This is a genomic window from Phenylobacterium sp., from assembly GCF_036501465.1.
GTDB lineage: Bacteria > Pseudomonadota > Alphaproteobacteria > Caulobacterales > Caulobacteraceae > Phenylobacterium.
In genome coordinates this window covers 17705-32643 of record NZ_DASYAF010000011.1, presented here as the reverse complement: position 1 = coordinate 32643, position 14939 = coordinate 17705, and the positions used below count along the sequence as shown (strand labels likewise).

The 14939-nt window shown below is 70.9% G+C and carries 17 protein-coding genes and 1 pseudogene; 11 read left to right on the top strand and 7 right to left on the bottom strand.

Annotated elements, in window-relative coordinates:
• Window positions 1-556: pseudogene (locus VGL85_RS01335) on the bottom strand (DNA mismatch repair protein MutS); the annotation flags it as partial.
• 117 nt (window positions 557-673) lie between these two features.
• Here VGL85_RS01335 and VGL85_RS01330 point away from each other — a divergent pair.
• The 3 genes from VGL85_RS01330 to VGL85_RS01320 are packed head-to-tail and all read left to right on the top strand — an operon-like array spanning window position 674 to window position 3355.
• Window positions 674-1204: a GNAT family N-acetyltransferase gene (locus VGL85_RS01330; protein ID WP_331585207.1), complete on the top strand. Its 531-nt coding sequence runs from the start codon at window positions 674-676 to the stop codon at window positions 1202-1204.
• Window positions 1204-2127 (top strand): alpha/beta hydrolase, encoded by a 924-nt coding sequence (locus tag VGL85_RS01325; protein WP_331585203.1) that lies wholly within the window; start codon window positions 1204-1206, stop codon window positions 2125-2127. Before VGL85_RS01330 ends, VGL85_RS01325 begins: the two co-directional genes overlap by 1 nt.
• Before the next feature lie 25 nt (window positions 2128-2152).
• Window positions 2153-3355 carry a hypothetical protein gene (locus VGL85_RS01320; protein ID WP_331585202.1) on the top strand — a complete coding sequence of 401 codons (1203 nt, stop codon included), beginning with the start codon at window positions 2153-2155 and terminating at the stop codon, window positions 3353-3355.
• Window positions 3356-3361: 6 nt separating this feature from the next.
• On the opposite strand, the gene VGL85_RS01315 is transcribed toward VGL85_RS01320, so the two are convergent.
• On the bottom strand, window positions 3362-4312 hold the full coding sequence (locus tag VGL85_RS01315) for an ABC transporter ATP-binding protein (RefSeq protein WP_331585200.1): 951 nt from the start codon (window positions 4310-4312) through the stop codon (window positions 3362-3364).
• 117 nt (window positions 4313-4429) lie between these two features.
• On the opposite strand from VGL85_RS01315, the gene VGL85_RS01310 reads away from it, so the two are divergent.
• Window positions 4430-4744, top strand: a complete 315-nt coding sequence (locus VGL85_RS01310; protein ID WP_331585198.1) for a zinc-finger domain-containing protein — start codon at window positions 4430-4432, stop codon at window positions 4742-4744.
• Window positions 4745-4977: 233 nt separating this feature from the next.
• Window positions 4978-5514: a hypothetical protein gene (locus VGL85_RS01305; protein WP_331585196.1), complete on the top strand. Its 537-nt coding sequence runs from the start codon at window positions 4978-4980 to the stop codon at window positions 5512-5514.
• A gap of 12 nt (window positions 5515-5526) precedes the next feature.
• On the opposite strand, the gene dnaN is transcribed toward VGL85_RS01305, so the two are convergent.
• The 3 genes from dnaN to hrcA all read right to left on the bottom strand — a co-directional run bounded on the left by dnaN (window position 5527) and on the right by hrcA (window position 8507).
• Window positions 5527-6645, bottom strand: coding sequence for a DNA polymerase III subunit beta (gene dnaN, locus VGL85_RS01300; RefSeq protein ID WP_331585194.1), 1119 nt, complete (start codon window positions 6643-6645; stop codon window positions 5527-5529).
• Window positions 6646-6758: 113 nt separating this feature from the next.
• Window positions 6759-7373 (bottom strand): nucleotide exchange factor GrpE, encoded by a 615-nt coding sequence (grpE, locus tag VGL85_RS01295; RefSeq protein WP_331585192.1) that lies wholly within the window; start codon window positions 7371-7373, stop codon window positions 6759-6761.
• 33 nt (window positions 7374-7406) lie between these two features.
• The gene (hrcA, locus tag VGL85_RS01290; protein WP_331585190.1) at window positions 7407-8507 is read right to left on the bottom strand and encodes a heat-inducible transcriptional repressor HrcA; all 1101 of its coding nucleotides are present in this window, start codon (window positions 8505-8507) and stop codon (window positions 7407-7409) included.
• A 74-nt stretch (window positions 8508-8581) separates the two neighbouring features.
• Here hrcA and rph point away from each other — a divergent pair, with 74 nt between their 5' ends.
• Window positions 8582-9298 carry a ribonuclease PH gene (gene rph, locus VGL85_RS01285; RefSeq protein WP_331585188.1) on the top strand — a complete coding sequence of 239 codons (717 nt, stop codon included), beginning with the start codon at window positions 8582-8584 and terminating at the stop codon, window positions 9296-9298.
• A 307-nt stretch (window positions 9299-9605) separates the two neighbouring features.
• Here the strand turns inward: rph and VGL85_RS01280 are convergent, their stop codons facing one another.
• Complete coding sequence (locus VGL85_RS01280) at window positions 9606-9848, bottom strand: helix-turn-helix transcriptional regulator (protein ID WP_331585186.1); 243 nt, start codon at window positions 9846-9848, stop codon at window positions 9606-9608.
• 13 nt (window positions 9849-9861) lie between these two features.
• On the bottom strand, window positions 9862-10386 hold the full coding sequence (locus tag VGL85_RS01275) for a DUF2975 domain-containing protein (RefSeq protein WP_331585184.1): 525 nt from the start codon (window positions 10384-10386) through the stop codon (window positions 9862-9864).
• 395 nt (window positions 10387-10781) lie between these two features.
• On the opposite strand from VGL85_RS01275, the gene rdgB reads away from it, so the two are divergent.
• From rdgB to VGL85_RS01250, 5 genes are all read left to right on the top strand, one after another.
• Entirely contained in the window at window positions 10782-11381 is a 600-nt protein-coding gene (rdgB, locus tag VGL85_RS01270; protein WP_331585182.1) for an RdgB/HAM1 family non-canonical purine NTP pyrophosphatase, read from the top strand.
• Window positions 11378-12523: a radical SAM family heme chaperone HemW gene (hemW, locus tag VGL85_RS01265; RefSeq protein ID WP_331585180.1), complete on the top strand. Its 1146-nt coding sequence runs from the start codon at window positions 11378-11380 to the stop codon at window positions 12521-12523. The genes rdgB and hemW overlap by 4 nt, the downstream gene beginning before the upstream one ends.
• A 292-nt stretch (window positions 12524-12815) precedes the next feature.
• The gene (gene rsmI, locus VGL85_RS01260) at window positions 12816-13706 is read left to right on the top strand and encodes a 16S rRNA (cytidine(1402)-2'-O)-methyltransferase (protein WP_331585178.1); all 891 of its coding nucleotides are present in this window, start codon (window positions 12816-12818) and stop codon (window positions 13704-13706) included.
• Entirely contained in the window at window positions 13703-14095 is a 393-nt protein-coding gene (locus tag VGL85_RS01255; protein ID WP_331585177.1) for a YraN family protein, read from the top strand. Before rsmI ends, VGL85_RS01255 begins: the two co-directional genes overlap by 4 nt.
• Window positions 14096-14104: 9 nt before the next feature.
• On the top strand, window positions 14105-14920 hold the full coding sequence (locus VGL85_RS01250; protein ID WP_331585175.1) for a SirB1 family protein: 816 nt from the start codon (window positions 14105-14107) through the stop codon (window positions 14918-14920).
• Window positions 14921-14939: the final 19 nt, after the last annotated feature.

The window sequence follows — 14939 nt, the reverse complement described above, 5'->3', positions numbered from 1 at the left end:
AGGGACCCAGCGCCGCCAGCGCCGAAGCCAGGCCCGAGACGCTGGTCGCCAGGCACTCCACCTCGCCGGTGGAAAGCTCGACGCTGGCCACCGCCGCCTGGCCGCCGCGCACGGCGATGGCGGCGAGGCGATTGGCGCCCCGGGCGTCCAGCAGGCCCTCTTCGGTGAGCGTGCCCGGCGTCACCACGCGCACCACGTCGCGGTGGACCACCGACTTGGAGCCTCGCTTCCTGGCCTCCGCCGGATTCTCCATCTGCTCGCAGACGGCGACCTTGAAGCCGGCGCGGATCAGCTTGGCGAGATAGGCCTCGGCCGCATGCACCGGCACGCCGCACATGGGGATCGGATTGCCGCCGTGCTGGCCGCGCGCCGTCAGGGTGATGCCAAGCGCGGCGCTGGCCTTCTGGGCGTCCTCGAAGAACAGCTCGTAGAAATCGCCCATGCGGAAGAACACCAGGGCGTCGGGCTGGCGGGTCTTGGCCTCGAAATATTGCGCCATCACCGGCGAGGCGCCGGCGGAGGGATCGGGCAAGGTCGTTTGAGCCTGGGCGTTCATGGAACAGGCGACGCTATCCGCGCAGGTGAGTCCCGTCAGCCCCTTGAACACGCGGCGAACAAGCCCAAGCTGTGGATGGATGTCGCATCCCGTGGAGCGTCTGGCGCCTTGAGCTTCGTGGTCTTCCCCGCCGGTCCGTCGGACGCCGAGGAGTTGGCGCGCGTCCACGTGGCCTCCTGGCGGGAGACCTATCGCGGCCTGTTGCCCGACGCGTTCCTGGCGCGGATGAGCGAGCCGGGCTTCGCGCGGCGCTTCCGGCGGCAACTGACGGCGCCTGGCGACAGCGTGACCCTGGTCGCCGCGCATCGCTACGGCCTGGTGGGCTATGCCCAGGGCGGGGCCTCGCGGCGCTCGCCCGTCCGCCTCGACCAGGGCGGCGAGGCGGAGATCGCCACCCTCTATGTGCTACGCGAGGCGCAGGGCGAAGGACTCGGCAAGCAGTTGATGATCGAGACGGCCCGGGCGCTGGCGGCGCAGGGCGCGGTCTCGCTGATGATCTCGGTCCTGCGCGACAACATCCGCGCCCGCGGCTTCTACGAGCACCTGGGCGGCCGCGCCGAGCCGGCGCGGCAGGAGCCCGGCCCCGGCGGGCGGCTGCTCTACGAGGTGGCCTACGGCTGGGCGGATATCGCCAGCCTGACCGGCTGATGCCCGTGCGCCTGGCGCTCGTAGCCCTGGCGGCGGCGCTCGCCCTGCCCGCGCAGGCCCAGCCCAGGCTGATGGGCTGGGACGACCTGCTGGCCCGCCCACATCCCAAGGCCACCGCCGTCGTGCCTTATGGCCCCGACCCGCTGCAGGTCGCCGAGGTCTGGCGGCCCGACGGCAGGGGGCCGTTCCCCACCGTGCTGATGATCCACGGCGGCTGCTGGCGCAGCGGTCTCTCCAACCTGCACGTCATGGACTACGCCGCCGAGGACCTGAGGAGGCGCGGCATCGCGGTCTGGAACATCGAATACCGCGGCGTCGACCGGCCCGGCGGCGGCTATCCGGGCGTCTTCCAGGACGTCAACGCCGCCGCCGACGCCCTGCTGGCGCACGGCCGCGAGTATGGAATGCGGACCAGCCGCATCGTGATACTCGGCCACTCGGCAGGCGGCCAGCTGGCGCTCTGGCTGGCGGCGCGGCGCAGGCTGCCGCACGACAGCCCGCTCTATGACGACAAGCCCCTCGACGTCCTCTGGACGGTCAGCCTGGGCGGCCTGCCGGACCTCTCCACCGCCCAGGCGGGCTGCGGCGAGAAGACAGTGGCCAGGCTGTTGGCCGGCTCGACGCGACGCGACCCCTTGAGCGACACCTCGCCTGCCGTCCTGTTGCCGGTGGCGGGCGCGCGCATGCTGATCCACGGCGGCCTCGACGACACCGCTCCGCCTGCCCAGGGCAAGGCCTATGTCGCCAAGGCCCGCGCCAAGGGCGACATCCGCGCCTGGACCTACGCGATCCCCGGCGACGGCCATGTGGAGGAGATCGCGCCGGGCTCGCGCACATGGGCGGCGGTGGTCGCCGGGCTGCAGTCGGTGTTCCACAGCCGGGACGGCGCCTGGGTGCTGCAGCTCACGCCCGGACCGCTGTAGGATCCGTCGACTGGGGGCAAGTCGCATGGGGAGCGCCATCGATCGCAGGGGCCTGATCGCCGGCCTGGCAGGCAGCGGCCTGCTGGCGGGCTGCGGCCCCCGCGCCGGGCCCGGAGGCGATCCGCAAACGCCCGGCTCGATCGCCGAGGTCGCCTTCCTGGCCGGCTATCCGAAAGTCCTGCTCCAGGTGCTCCTGGGGGCGGCCCGCCTGCCACGGCCCGTGTCGGTTCGCGGCGGCGCCGAGCTTTACCGCCTCAGTTACTGGTCGCGGACCAACGGGACGCCGGCGCTGGTCTCAGGCCTGGTGGCGGTCCCGGCCCATGGCGCCGCGCAAGGGACCGCGCTCTGGATGCACGGCACCAACACCAACCGCGCCGGCTCGATCTCCGCGCCAAGCCTGAACGAGGGGATCACCGCGGCGGCGGTCTTCGCGGGCGGTGGCTACCTGATGCTCGCGCCGGACCTTCTGGGCCTGGGCGTCTCGCGCGCCGTGCAGGCCTACTACTACAACCCCAGCACCATCGCCGTGACGCTAGACTTCCTGACAGCGGCGCGACGGTTCGTGGCGGGTCTGGGTCGCGCCTGGACGCCAGACCTCTACATCGCCGGCTTCTCCCAGGGCGGCCATTCCTCCGCCGTGATGCATCGCGAGCTGGAGCGCCGCGCCGATCCGACGCTTCGCGTGCGCGCCAGCGCCCCGATCTCCGGGGCCTATAACCTCGCCGACATCTCGATACCCTTCGCCATGCGGGGCCGCTCGGTGGAGGATTCGACCTATCTGGCCGCCTGGGCCCTATCCTACGCCACCTACTACCGCCGACCGCTGGCCGAGGTGCTGCAACCCCGCTACGCCGCCTCGGTTACACGGCTGCTGGACGGCGACCACACCGCCGACATCAAGACCGCCCTCCCCGCCACGCCGCGCAGCCTGTTCACGCCTGAGTTCCTGGCGGCGTTCGATGCCGGCCAGCCCCATTGGCTGATGGACGGCGCGCGGGCGAACGAGGCCTACGCCTGGGCGCCGCGCGCGCCGTTGCGCGCCCACTACGGCGGCCGCGATGTGGATGTGCCGGCCGAGGACACCCTGGCCTTCGTGGCGGAGGCCGGGCGGCGCGGCGGCCTGGCCGAGGCGGTCAATGTGGGCCCCTACGACCACAACGCCACGGTCTTCCATGCCGCCCCGGCCATCCGGGCCTGGTTCGACCAGCTGTCGGCCCAAAAGACCTGAGGCGCTCTAGGCCACCTTCTCCTCGGCCGCGTAGGTGAGCGAGACGAAGACGTCCTCAAGGTCGGGGTCTTCGGTGGAGATGTCCTTGATGTGCAGGCCGGCCGCGCGGATCGCCGCCAGCACCTGCTCGACGCTCGACTGGCCGGTGCGGTAGCTGACCGAGAAGCCGCCGGCCGGCGTCAGCGCGGTCTCGAAGCCCTTCAGCGCCGGCGCCGCGGTCATCGGCTCCTGCGGCGTCACCAGCACCTTGCGGGTGTCCATCCGCGACAGCAGTTGCGTCGTCGGCTCGCAGGCCACCACCTGGCCGCGGTTGATGATGGCGATCTGGTCGCAGAGCTCCTGGGCCTCTTCCAGGTAGTGGGTGGTGAGCACGATGGTCACGCCCTTGCGGTTCAGCTCCAGCACATAGGCCCAGAGCTGGCGGCGCAGCTCCACATCCACGCCGGCCGTGGGCTCGTCGAGGATCAGCACCGGCGGGTTGTGCACCATGGCTTTGGCGACCATCAGGCGGCGCTTCATGCCGCCGGAGAGCTGGCGGACGTAGGCACTGGCCTTGTCGGCCAGGCCGAGCGCGGTCAGCAGCTCCATCGTGCGCCGCTCGGCCTTCGGCACGGCGTACATGCCGGCCGCCACGTCCAGGGCCTCGAACGGGGTGAAGAACGGGTCGGCGGCGATCTCCTGCGGCACCACCCCGATCGCGGCGCGCGCGTCCCTGGGGCGCTCGTCGATGTCGCGGCCCCAGATGCTCACCGTGCCCGAGGTCTTGCGGCAGAGGCCGGCCAGGATGTTGATGAAAGTCGACTTGCCGGCGCCGTTCGGGCCCAGCAGGCCGAAGATCGATCCGCGTGGGATCGCCAGGTCGATGCCCTTCAACGCCTGCATCTGCGGCGTCGTCTTGGTGGCGGCGTAGGTCTTGACCAGGCCCCTGGCCTCGATGGCGTAGTCGGGAAGATCCATAAGCGTCCTGAACGGATATCTCGGCGGCGCCCGTCGAGATTGACGGGGAAAGCCACGCTCGCATACCTAGGCGCGCGGCGGGGCCTCCACAATCGCGCCGCCGGCAAGGATCTCAGAATGGCCCGCAAAGCCCCCGCCAAAGCTCTCGTGAAGCCTGCCTCGGCGAAGAAGAAGCCCGAGCCCGCGCCGGCCAAGGGCGCGCTGACGCCCAACCTGCCGGCGCCGGAGGTGATCGTGGTCCGCTCCCGGCGGGTGGCCTGCGACGGGGTGGGCGGCGCGCTCGGCCACCCACGCGTCTGGCTGGAGATGGGTGAGGCCGACTTCGTCGAATGCACCTATTGCGACCGCCGCTTCGTGCTGCCCAAGGGCAGCGAAGGCTCGGAGAGCGAACTGGTCGCCCCCGGCGTCTACGAAGGCAGCCACGGGCACTGATTTCCCTCCCCTTCATGGGGAGGGTGGCTGGAGCGAAGCGACAGCCGGGTTGGGAATTCTGAGCCGGAGTGCTGGGGTCGGAGATGATCCGGACTCCCCCACCCTGGCGCTGCGCGCCTGTCCCTCCACACTAAGGGAGGGCGGTTGATCGCAGGACGGGCGGCGTTCGTCGCAAGTCGCTCCCGCCGCCCCTGCAGCGATCCAAGCTTCGCCGGAAACCGCGGAGCCGCAGCATGTCTCGCCGCCTTCTGATCGCCGCCGCGCTGGCGGCCGCCCTGCCGTCCTGGGCCGCCGCCCAGGCGTCAAAGCCCGCACCCCCGCCGGCCAATGCCTGCGCCGATCCCCAGCACGGCCAGTTCGACTTCTGGGTCGGGCGCTGGGACATCACGCCGACCGGCAAGGACACCGTCACCGCCCACAGCCTGATCGAAAAGGTCTACGGTTGCGGCATCCGCGAGAACTGGATGCCGAACGCCGGAGGCGCCGGCGGCAGCCTCTCCATCTACGTCCCCGCCGAAAAAGGCTGGCGCCAGACCTGGATCGACTTCACGGGGTCGTACGTCGATTTCAAGGGCGGCTGGGACGGCCACGCCATGGTGCTCACCGGCAATTGGCCGGGCCCCGACGGCAAGCCCAACCTGGTGCGGATGACCTACACCCAAAGCTCCGACGGCTCCGTCCGCCAGGCCGGCGCGGCCTCCAAGGACGGCGGCAAGACCTGGGCCCCCACCTTCGACCTCACCTACCACAAGGCCTCCCCCGTCCCCTGATGGGGAGGGAAGTCACACCCTCAGCGGCATCAGGATGTACTGCACGTCGGCGTCCTGCGGGTCGAGCACCAGGGCCGGGTCGTTGGGGCCGCCGAAGCGCAGTTCGCAGAGCTCGCCCGAGATCTGGTCGGTGATGTCCAGCAGGAACCGGGCGTTGAAGCTGAGCTCGAAGCCGTCGCCGTCGTAGTCGAGCTCCAGCTCCTCCACCGCCTGGCCCGCCTCCATGTTGCGCACCGTCAGCACACAGCGCCCGCCCTCGACCGCCATGCGCACCGAGCGGCTCTTCTCCGCCGAGATGGTGGCCACCCGGTCCACCGCCTGGGCGAACAGCTTGGAGTCCACGCGGACGATGCGGTTGTTGTCCTTGGGGATCACCCGCGGATAGTCGGGGAAGGTGCCGTCGATGACCTTGGACGTTAGGGCCGCGCCGCCGAAGTCCAGGCGCACCTTCTGCGGGCTGATCTGCAGTTCCACCTGCTCGCCGGCGTCGTCCAGCAGCCGCCGGGCCTCGGCGATCGTCTTGCGCGGCACGATCACGCCCGGCGCGCCGACCGCGCCCTCGGGGGCCGGCATCTCGGCCAGCGCCAGGCGCGAGCCGTCGGTGGCCACGCAGCGCAGCTTGGGCGAGCCGTCCTCGACTACCGTGTGGACGTAGAGGCCGTTCAGGTAATAGCGCGTCTCCTCCGCCGAGATAGCGAAGCGGGTCTTGTCGATCAGGCGGATGAAGTCGCTCACGTCCACCGCCAGGCCGCCGGACATGCCGTCCGAGGTCATCACCGGGAAGTCGCCGGCCGGCAGCACCGGCAGGTTGAAGCGGCTGCGGCCCGCCGAGACGGTCAGGCGCGGATCCTCGCCGGTGAAGGCCAGCACCACATCGGCGCCTTCCGGCAGCTTGCGGACGATCTCGTAGAGGGTGTGGGCCGGCGCGGTGATCTGGCCCGGCTGGTCCACCTGGGCCATCGCCTCGTCGACGATCTCCATATCCAGGTCGGTGGCCGAAAAGGTCAGCCGGTCGCGCTCGGCCGACAGCAGCACGTTCGACAGGATCGGGATGGTGTTGCGCCGCTCCACCGCGCTCTGCACGTGCCCCAGCGCCTTGAGCAACGCCGCCCGTTCAATCGTCAGCTTCATGTCGTCCGGTCCGAAGTCCACCGCGCCGGGGGCGATTCGCGCCCGACGCCCCCGAGGTGAAAGGGACTTGCGACATTAGCTATTTTAGGCCCCGGCGGAAGAGTGTTCCGCCCCTAGGCCCGCGTATCCACCGAGCCGCCCGCTTCGCCCTCGTCGCTGGCGTAGGGATTGGCCCCGGCCTTGGGCGTCTCGGCCTCCGGCGCGCCGGCGACCTTGGCGGCGACCATGACCATCGCCGGGCGGATCAGCCGGCCCAGCAGCTCATAGCCCGGCTGCATCACCTCCACCACGCCGCCGCCTGGCACGTCGGTCCCGGGGACCTCCGACATGGCCTGGTGCTTGTGCGGGTCGAACTTCTCGCCGCGCTCCGGGGCGATGCGGTTGAGGCCGTTGCGCTCGAAGGCGCCCAGCAGCTCCTTCTCGGTCAGCTCGACGCCGAGCACGAAGTTCTTCACCGCCGGGTCGCCGCCGTCGGCCGGCTCGTGGGCCAGGGCGCGGGCCAGGTTGTCGGCCACGCCCAACAGGTCGCGGGCGAACTTCTGAATGGCGTAGGCGCGCGCGTCGTTGGATTCGCGTTCCGCCCGGCGCTTGGTGTTCTCGGCCTCCGCGGCGTAGCGCAGGGTCTGTTCCTTCAGCGCGGCTAGTTCGGCGCGCAAGGCTTCGATTTCCGCTTCCGCCGCCTTGGCGAGGAACTCGTCGGCCACATCTGGCGTGTTGTCTTCGGACATCTCGCTCTTGTCTCTCAATACCTCGGTCGCCGTCTAGGCGTTCATGACCTGGCCCAGCACCCGGGCGGTATAGTCCACCAACGGAATGATCCGGGCATAGTTCAGGCGGGCCGGGCCGATCACGCCGATCGCCCCCAGCACCCGCTGCGAGCCCGTCATATAGGGCGCGGCGATCACGGCGGAACCCGAAAGCGAGAACAGCCGCGTTTCCGCGCCGATGAAGATGCGTACGCCCTGGCCCTCGCGCACCCCGTCGAGCAGCTGGATCAGCTGCTCCTTCTGCTCCAGGTCCTCGAACAGCGAGCGCACCCGCTCCAGGTCCTCGCTGGCGCCCGTTTCCTCCAGCAGGTTCGCCCGGCCGCGGACGATCAGCGCGCGGTCCTCCGCCTCCCCGCCGCTCCAGGCGGCCAGGCCGTCCTCCACCAGCCGCGCGGCGGCGGCGTCCAGCTGGGCGCGGGCGCGGGCGAGGTCGGCGGCCAGGTCGGCCATGGCTTCGGCCAGGGTGCGCCCGGTCAGCCGCGCGTTCAGGAAGTTCGAGGCCTCCACCAGGGCCGAGGGTGGCACCCCGGCCGGCAGGCGGATCAGCCGGTTCTCCACCGTGCCGTCGGCGAAGACCATGATCGCCAGCGTCCGCTCGGGCCCGAGCGCCACGAACTCCACGTGCTTGACGCCGGCGTCGCGCACCGGGGTCACCACCACGCCCGCGCCGCCGGCCAGGCCCGAGAGGATCGAGGAGGCCTCGTTCAGCGCGTCCTCGTAGTTGCGGCCATGGGCCATCAGGCGCGCCTCGATAGCCTGCCGCTCCGCCGCGCCCACGTCGCCCACCTCCAAAAGGCCGTCGACGAAGAGCCGCAGGCCCGCGTGGGTCGGCAGGCGGCCGGCGCTGATATGCGGCGCGCCCAGCAGGCCGAGCTGGGTCAGGTCCTGCATGGTGTTGCGGATCGAGGCCGGGGACAGCGACAGCCCGCCCTTCGACAAGGTGCGCGAGCCCACCGGCTCGCCGGTCTCCAGATAGCTTTCCACGATCCGGCGGAAGATGTCGCGGGCGCGCTCGTCGAGTTCGGCCAGCGAGGGGCCGGGGGCGAAGAAGGGGCTGCTCACCGTGGGGCCGTGCAAGCTTCCTTTGGCGTCCATGGACTGGACCGGCCTATCTAGGATAAGCGCGGGCCTCGCCTGCGCAAGCCGCGCAAGCCCGCCAGGAGTTTCCGATGCGCCCCTCCCAACGCCTCGCCGACGCGCTCAGGCCGGTCACCCTGGAGACCGGCGTCAATCGCTACGCCGAAGGCTCCTGCCTGATCGGCTTCGGCCATACCCGGGTGCTGGTGACCGCCAGCCTGGAGGAAGGCGTCCCCGGCTTCCTGCGCGGCAAGGGCCAGGGCTGGGTCACCGCCGAGTATGGCATGCTGCCCAGGGCCACCCACACGCGGGGCCGGCGCGAGGCCGCGCAGGGCAAGCAATCCGGCCGCACCCAGGAGATCCAGCGGCTGATCGGCCGCTCCATGCGCGCCGTGGTCGACCTGCGCGCGCTGGGCGAGCGGCAGATCTCCATCGACTGCGATGTGATCCAGGCCGACGGCGGCACGCGCACCGCATCGATCACCGGCGCCTGGGTCGCCTTGCGCCAATGCACCCGCTACCTGATGGAGGAGGGCCTGATCACAGCCGACCCGATCCTCGACCAGGTGGCGGCGATCAGCTGCGGGGTCTTCAAGGGCACGCCGGTGCTGGACCTCGACTACGAGGAGGATTCCAACGCCGAGGCCGACGCCAACTTCGTGCTGACCGGCAAGGGCGACATCGTCGAGGTTCAGGCCACCGGCGAGAAGCGCGGCTTTTCCCAGGCCGAGTTCGACGCCCTGTTCGCCCTGGCCCGCAAGGGCATCGGCGAGCTGCTCGAGCTCCAGCGCGCGGCGGCGCAAGCCTAGAAACTCCTGAAACGAAAACGGGCGGCTGGTTTCCCAGCCGCCCGGTTCTCACATCCCTGAAGGGACGTCGTCGTCTCAGAGCCCGGCCATCAGGTGGCGGAAGGCCGACGGCGGCATCCGGTCCAGCTCGCGCGCCAGCGGCGCGAAGAGGGCGTTCAGGAAGCGTTCAATAGCAGCGAACATGGCGACACTCCTTTGTGCAGCGCAGCATTGTGCGCCGCATATAGGGAGCAAGCGTTGAGATTGCAAGGCTTCCTACGGCCAAGCCGCCTTGTGCCATCGCGCCGCAGCATAGCGCGGCCTTGGCCTACTCGTCGTCCTCATCGTCGCCCGGCGCGTCGTCCGGCCCGGGTTCGTAGCTGAGGATGTCGCCCGGCTGGCAGTCGAGTTCGCGGCACAGCGCGGCCAGGGTGGTGAAGCGCACCGCGCGCGCCTTGCCGGTCTTCAGGATCGAAAGGTTGGCGATGGTCACGCCCACCCGGTCGGCGAGTTCAGTAAGCGACATGCGCTTTTCGAGGAGCACGCGGTCGAGCTGGACGCGGATCGGCATGTGTTCCCCGGCCTCAGATGGTCAGTTCGGCTTCGCGGCGCAGGCGCGCGCCTTCCCGGAACACCTCGGCCAGGACGAAGACCACCAGCACCGAGAACCAGGCCGTCAGGTTGAAGTTGTGCTCCACCCGCTTCATCAGCGGCACGAAGGGGCTGAGGCCCCACACCGCGTAGCGGCCGAGTTCGAGCGCCGCCAACATCAGCCCGATCAGCCGCAGGCGCTGCACATTGTAGGGATGGAAGGGGTCGCCGGCGGTCAGCGTCGCGAAGATCCGGCGCAGCGAATGGACGATGACCAGCACGCCGCCGATCGACAGGCCGAACATCAACAAGACGCCGGCGTAGACCGGGCCGCGGGTGGCCACCAGGGCGGCGTTGGTGGTCAGGATGTCGGGGAAGAGGTCGGGGTTGAAGCTGAACAGCAGGGCCGCCAGCAGGGCCAGGGCGACGGCGCCCAGGGCGATCCAGAGGGCGGCGAAGACCACGTCGAGGATGATCTTCAGGAAGCTGGAGACCGATCCCGGTCCGAGCGCACGCATCTGAAGGTCTCCCCTGAACGCCAGAACCCGCCCCGGCAGCGCCACGTCATCGGGCGGCGGCGGGAGCGGGTCGGTCGAACCCCAAGGCGCAGAGCCTAGTGGAACGAAGCGGCGGCGGCGACAGTCAGGATCGGCGTGACCGCCAGAACCATCAGCAGGCTCATCTGAGCCCGGTCGAACGTCTTCAGCATGGTCGCGAACATGGTCGGCTCCTTCTTTGGTTTATGCTGCGTTGCAGCGTGATGGATGGGACAACACGTCGTCCCGATGCCGCTATTCAATATGACCGCATCGATTAGCGATCAAATTAATAGGGAGTAACGATATTAAACTTTCGCAATGCAACACAGCGAGGCGGGTCTATGGTCCGCCGCCGGTGAAGGAGTGGTGAATCCATGGCGCTGAAGCTGGAGCCCGGGACCAGGCTGGTGGTCGCGACCCACAATCCCGGCAAGGCGCGCGAACTCGCCGAGATCCTGGAGAACCGCTTCCGGCTGGTCAGCGCCGGCGAGCTGGGCCTGCCCGAGCCGGACGAGACGGAAACCAGCTTCGTCGGCAACGCATTGCTGAAGGCCCGCGCGGCGGCCGAAGCCTCGGGTCTGGTCGCGCTCGCCGACGACTCCGGTCTGTCGGCAGCCGCGCTCGACGGAGCGCCCGGCATCTATTCCGCCCGCTGGGCCGGCCCCGCCAGGGACTTCGCCATGGCCATGCGGAAGGTCGAGGAGCGCATCGAGGAGACCGGCTCGCAGGATCGAGGCGCCTGGTTCACCAGCGCGCTGGCGGTCGCCTGGCCGGGCGGGCCGGCGGTGGTCGTGGAAGGCCGGGTGGACGGGTCGCTGACCTTCCCGCCGCGCGGCGACAAGGGCTTCGGCTACGACCCGATTTTCGTCCCCGAGAACCTGGACCTCACCTTCGGCGAAATGGACCCGGCCGCGAAGGACGCCATGAGCCATCGCGCGCGGGCCTTCGCCAAGCTGAAGGCCGCGCTCTTGTGACGACGCCTGCGCCCAAATTGGGCGTCTACATCCACTGGCCCTACTGCGCGCGCATCTGCCCCTATTGCGACTTCAACGTCGCCAAGGCCAAAGGCGGCGACGAGCCCGTGGCCCTGGCCCGCGCCATTGTCGCCGACCTCGCCGCGCAGCGGGCGCTGACCGGGCCGCGCGACCTAGCCTCGATCTTCCTGGGCGGCGGCACGCCCTCGCTGATGGACCCGGCCTGGGCGGGCGAGATGATCGCTGAGACCCGGCGGCTCTGGTCGCCCGCCGCGGATCTGGAAGTCACCCTGGAGGCCAATCCCACCGACGCCGAGGCGGCCCGCTTCGCGGCCTTCGCGGACGCCGGCGTGAATCGCCTGTCGCTGGGCCTTCAGGCGCTGGACGACGCGGCGCTGAAGGGCCTCGGCCGCAATCACGACGCCGCCACGGGCCTGCGCGCCGCCCAGGCCGCCGCCCGCGCCTTCCCGCGCCTGTCGCTGGACCTGATCTACGCTCGCCCCCACCAGACGCCGGCCGCCTGGGCGGACGAACTCGCCCGCGCCATCGACCTGGGCGCGGAGCATATCTCGCCCTACCAGCTCACCATCGAAGCCGGCACCGCTTTCGACCGCGCGGTGCGCCGCGGGACCCTGGTCCCGCCCGACGCCGAAACCGGGGCTGCGCTCTATGACACGACCCAGCGCGTGCTGGAGGCCGCCGGCTTCGAGGCCTACGAGGTCTCCAACCACGCCCGGGGCGAGACCGCCCGCTCGCACCACAACCTGATCTACTGGCAGGGGCAGGACTACGTCGGCGCAGGCCCCGGCGCCCACGGGCGGCTGACGCTCGATGGCGCGCGGCAGGCGACCTATGCCGCGCCCAAGGCGGCCGACTACATCGCCCGCGTGGCGGAGACAGGCGTGGGCTTTGCCAGCCGCGAGACCCTGGATGCACGAGAAGCGGCGCAGGAGCGGTTGCTGAGCGGCCTGCGGATCAGAGAGGGCGTGGCGCTGGCTGAGGTGGCGGTGCTGGAAATTCCCTCTCAGAAGATCGCCGATCTCGTCGACCTCGGCTTGCTCGCCGACGACCCGCAGCGGTTGCGGCCCACGCCTGCGGGACGGCTGGTGCTGGATCGGCTGACGACGCAACTCGCGCTCTAGTCCTGCGAGGCGTTACCCAACGCCACCGCGCCTTACTTCTCATGGTGGAAACGGGCTTGATGCCATGAGAACTAAGCCGCAGCCTGCCCGCTTCCTCCAAATGTCATCCCGGAATGACGCGAAGCGGCATGTCCGGGACCCATGAATACCGAGGCGCCAGAGAGTTCGCGGCGGCAAGGCTACAGCAATCCTCGGGGGGCTGCGTACATGGGTCCCGGTCTCCGGCTCCGCCGAAACCGGGATGACACGCTTTGGGATTGCCATCGCCCCGCCAACCGGCGAAGCCTCCGCCATGGCCGAACGCCCGCCGCCACCCGCCCTGGACGACGCGCCCCTGGCGAGCGGCCTCTACGTCGTGGCTACACCGATCGGCAACCTGCGCGACATCACCCTTCGCGCCCTCGACGTGCTGGCCGCCGCCGACCTGGTGCTCGCCGAGGACACCCGTGTCGCGGCCAAGCTGCTCGGCGCCTATGGGCTGCCGAAGAAGCCGCTCGAACGCTACGACGAGCACGGCGCCGAACGCTCGCGGCCCAAGGCGATGGCGGCGCTGGCGCAGGGCCAGCGCGTGGCCCTGGTCTCCGACGCCGGCACGCCGCTGGTCTCCGACCCCGGTTTCAGGCTGGTGCGCGAGGCCGCCGCGGCGGGTTTCCCGGTGATCCCAGTCCCCGGCGCCTCGGCGCTGCTGGCCGGGCTGTCGGCCGCCGGCCTGCCCACCGACCGCTTCCTGTTCGCGGGCTTCCTGCCGCCGAAGTCGGCCGCGCGGCGCACCGCCCTGGAAGACCTGGCGCCGATCCGCGCCACCCTGGTGTTCTTCGAGGGCGGCTCGCGTCTGGCCGCGAGCCTGGCGGACATGGCCGCCGTCCTGGGCGGCGAGCGCGAGGCCGTGGTCGCCCGCGAGCTCACCAAGCTCTACGAGACCCTCTACCGCGGGCCCTTGAGCGACCTCGCCGCCGATCCGCGGTTGTCCGATCCCAAGGGCGAGATCGTGATCCTGGTCGGCCCCGGCCGCGAGGCCGAGGCCAGCGCCGCCGACGTGGATGCGGCGCTTGCCGATGCGCTGACCCGCCTGCGCCCGGCCGAGGCCGCCGCCGAGGTCGCCAAGGCGCTCGGCCTGTCGCGCCGCGACGTCTACCAGCGGGCCATGGCGATGAGGGCTGGCCAAACAAGAGGGGGCAAATGAGCCGCGCCGAGGCCCGCACCGCCGCTCGCGCCGCCCGCGGCGCGGAGGGACGCAAGGCCGGCCGGCGCGCCGAGGTGCTGGCGGCCCTGCTGTTGATGGCCAAGGGCTACCGCATCCTGGGCTTCCGGCTGAAGACCCGCCAGGCGGAGATCGACCTTTTGGCCCAACGCGGCGGCGTCCTCGCCGTGGTGGAGGTGAAGCGCCGGACCAGCCTGCTCGCCGCCCTGGAGACCGTGACCTTCGACCAGCGCGAGCGGCTGCGCCGCGCCGGGGCCGCTGTCGCCGCCGGCCGGCCGCAGCTGGCCGGCGCGACCATCCGCCTCGACCTCATAGCCCTCGCGCCCGGAAAGCTTCCCCGGCATATTCCCGACGCCTGGAAGGGGGATTGACGGGAGACCATGGGCCGCGACGAGGCTGAGACGGCGCTCACCGAGGCGGGCGCCCTGGATGACGGCGACTTCCCGCTGATGGAAGCCGCGGTCGCCTGCGCCATCCATGAGGACTCGGGGCGCGACCCCCAGCTGGCCCGCGACCTCGCCGCCGTCGGGGTCGAGCGCCTGGCCCAGCGGCTGAAGCAGGAGAGCCCCGAGGAGGCGATCGCCGAGGCCATGGCCGGCGACCTGCGGCTGGCCGGCGACCTGTTGAGCTACGAGGATCCCGACAACGCCGACATCATCGCCGTCGCCGAGCGGCGCAAGGGGCTGCCGGTGACGCTGGGCATCTTCTACCTGCACGCCGCGCGCCTGTGCGCCCTGACGGTGCAGGGCGTCGACTTCCCCGGCCACTTCCTGCTGCGCATCGAGACCGAGGAGGGGCCGCTGGCGCTGGACCCGTTCTCCGAGGGCCGGGTGGTGCTGCCGTCCGAACTGACGCGGCGCGCCCTGCACGCGGGCCTCACCCCCAACGTCGCCGACCGGCTGGACCGGCTGATGGCGCCGGTGAGCGACCGCGCCGTGCTGATGCGGCTGCAGAACAACATCTACGCCCGCGCCAGCCAGGCCCGCGACTTCCCCCGCGCCGAACGCGCCGCGCTCCGCCGCGCCCTGCTCGACCCCAAGGACCACCGCCCCTGGCTGGACGTCGCCGCCGCCCGCGAGGGCCAGGGCGCGCTCGCCGGCTCCCTGGAAGCCCTAGCGCGGGCGACCGAGCTCGACGGCGGCGCGGCGCTCGCCGCCCGGGCTCAGCGCGAGCGGGTGCGGCTGCAGTTGAACTGAAGTTTCGCGCCCTCCCAGC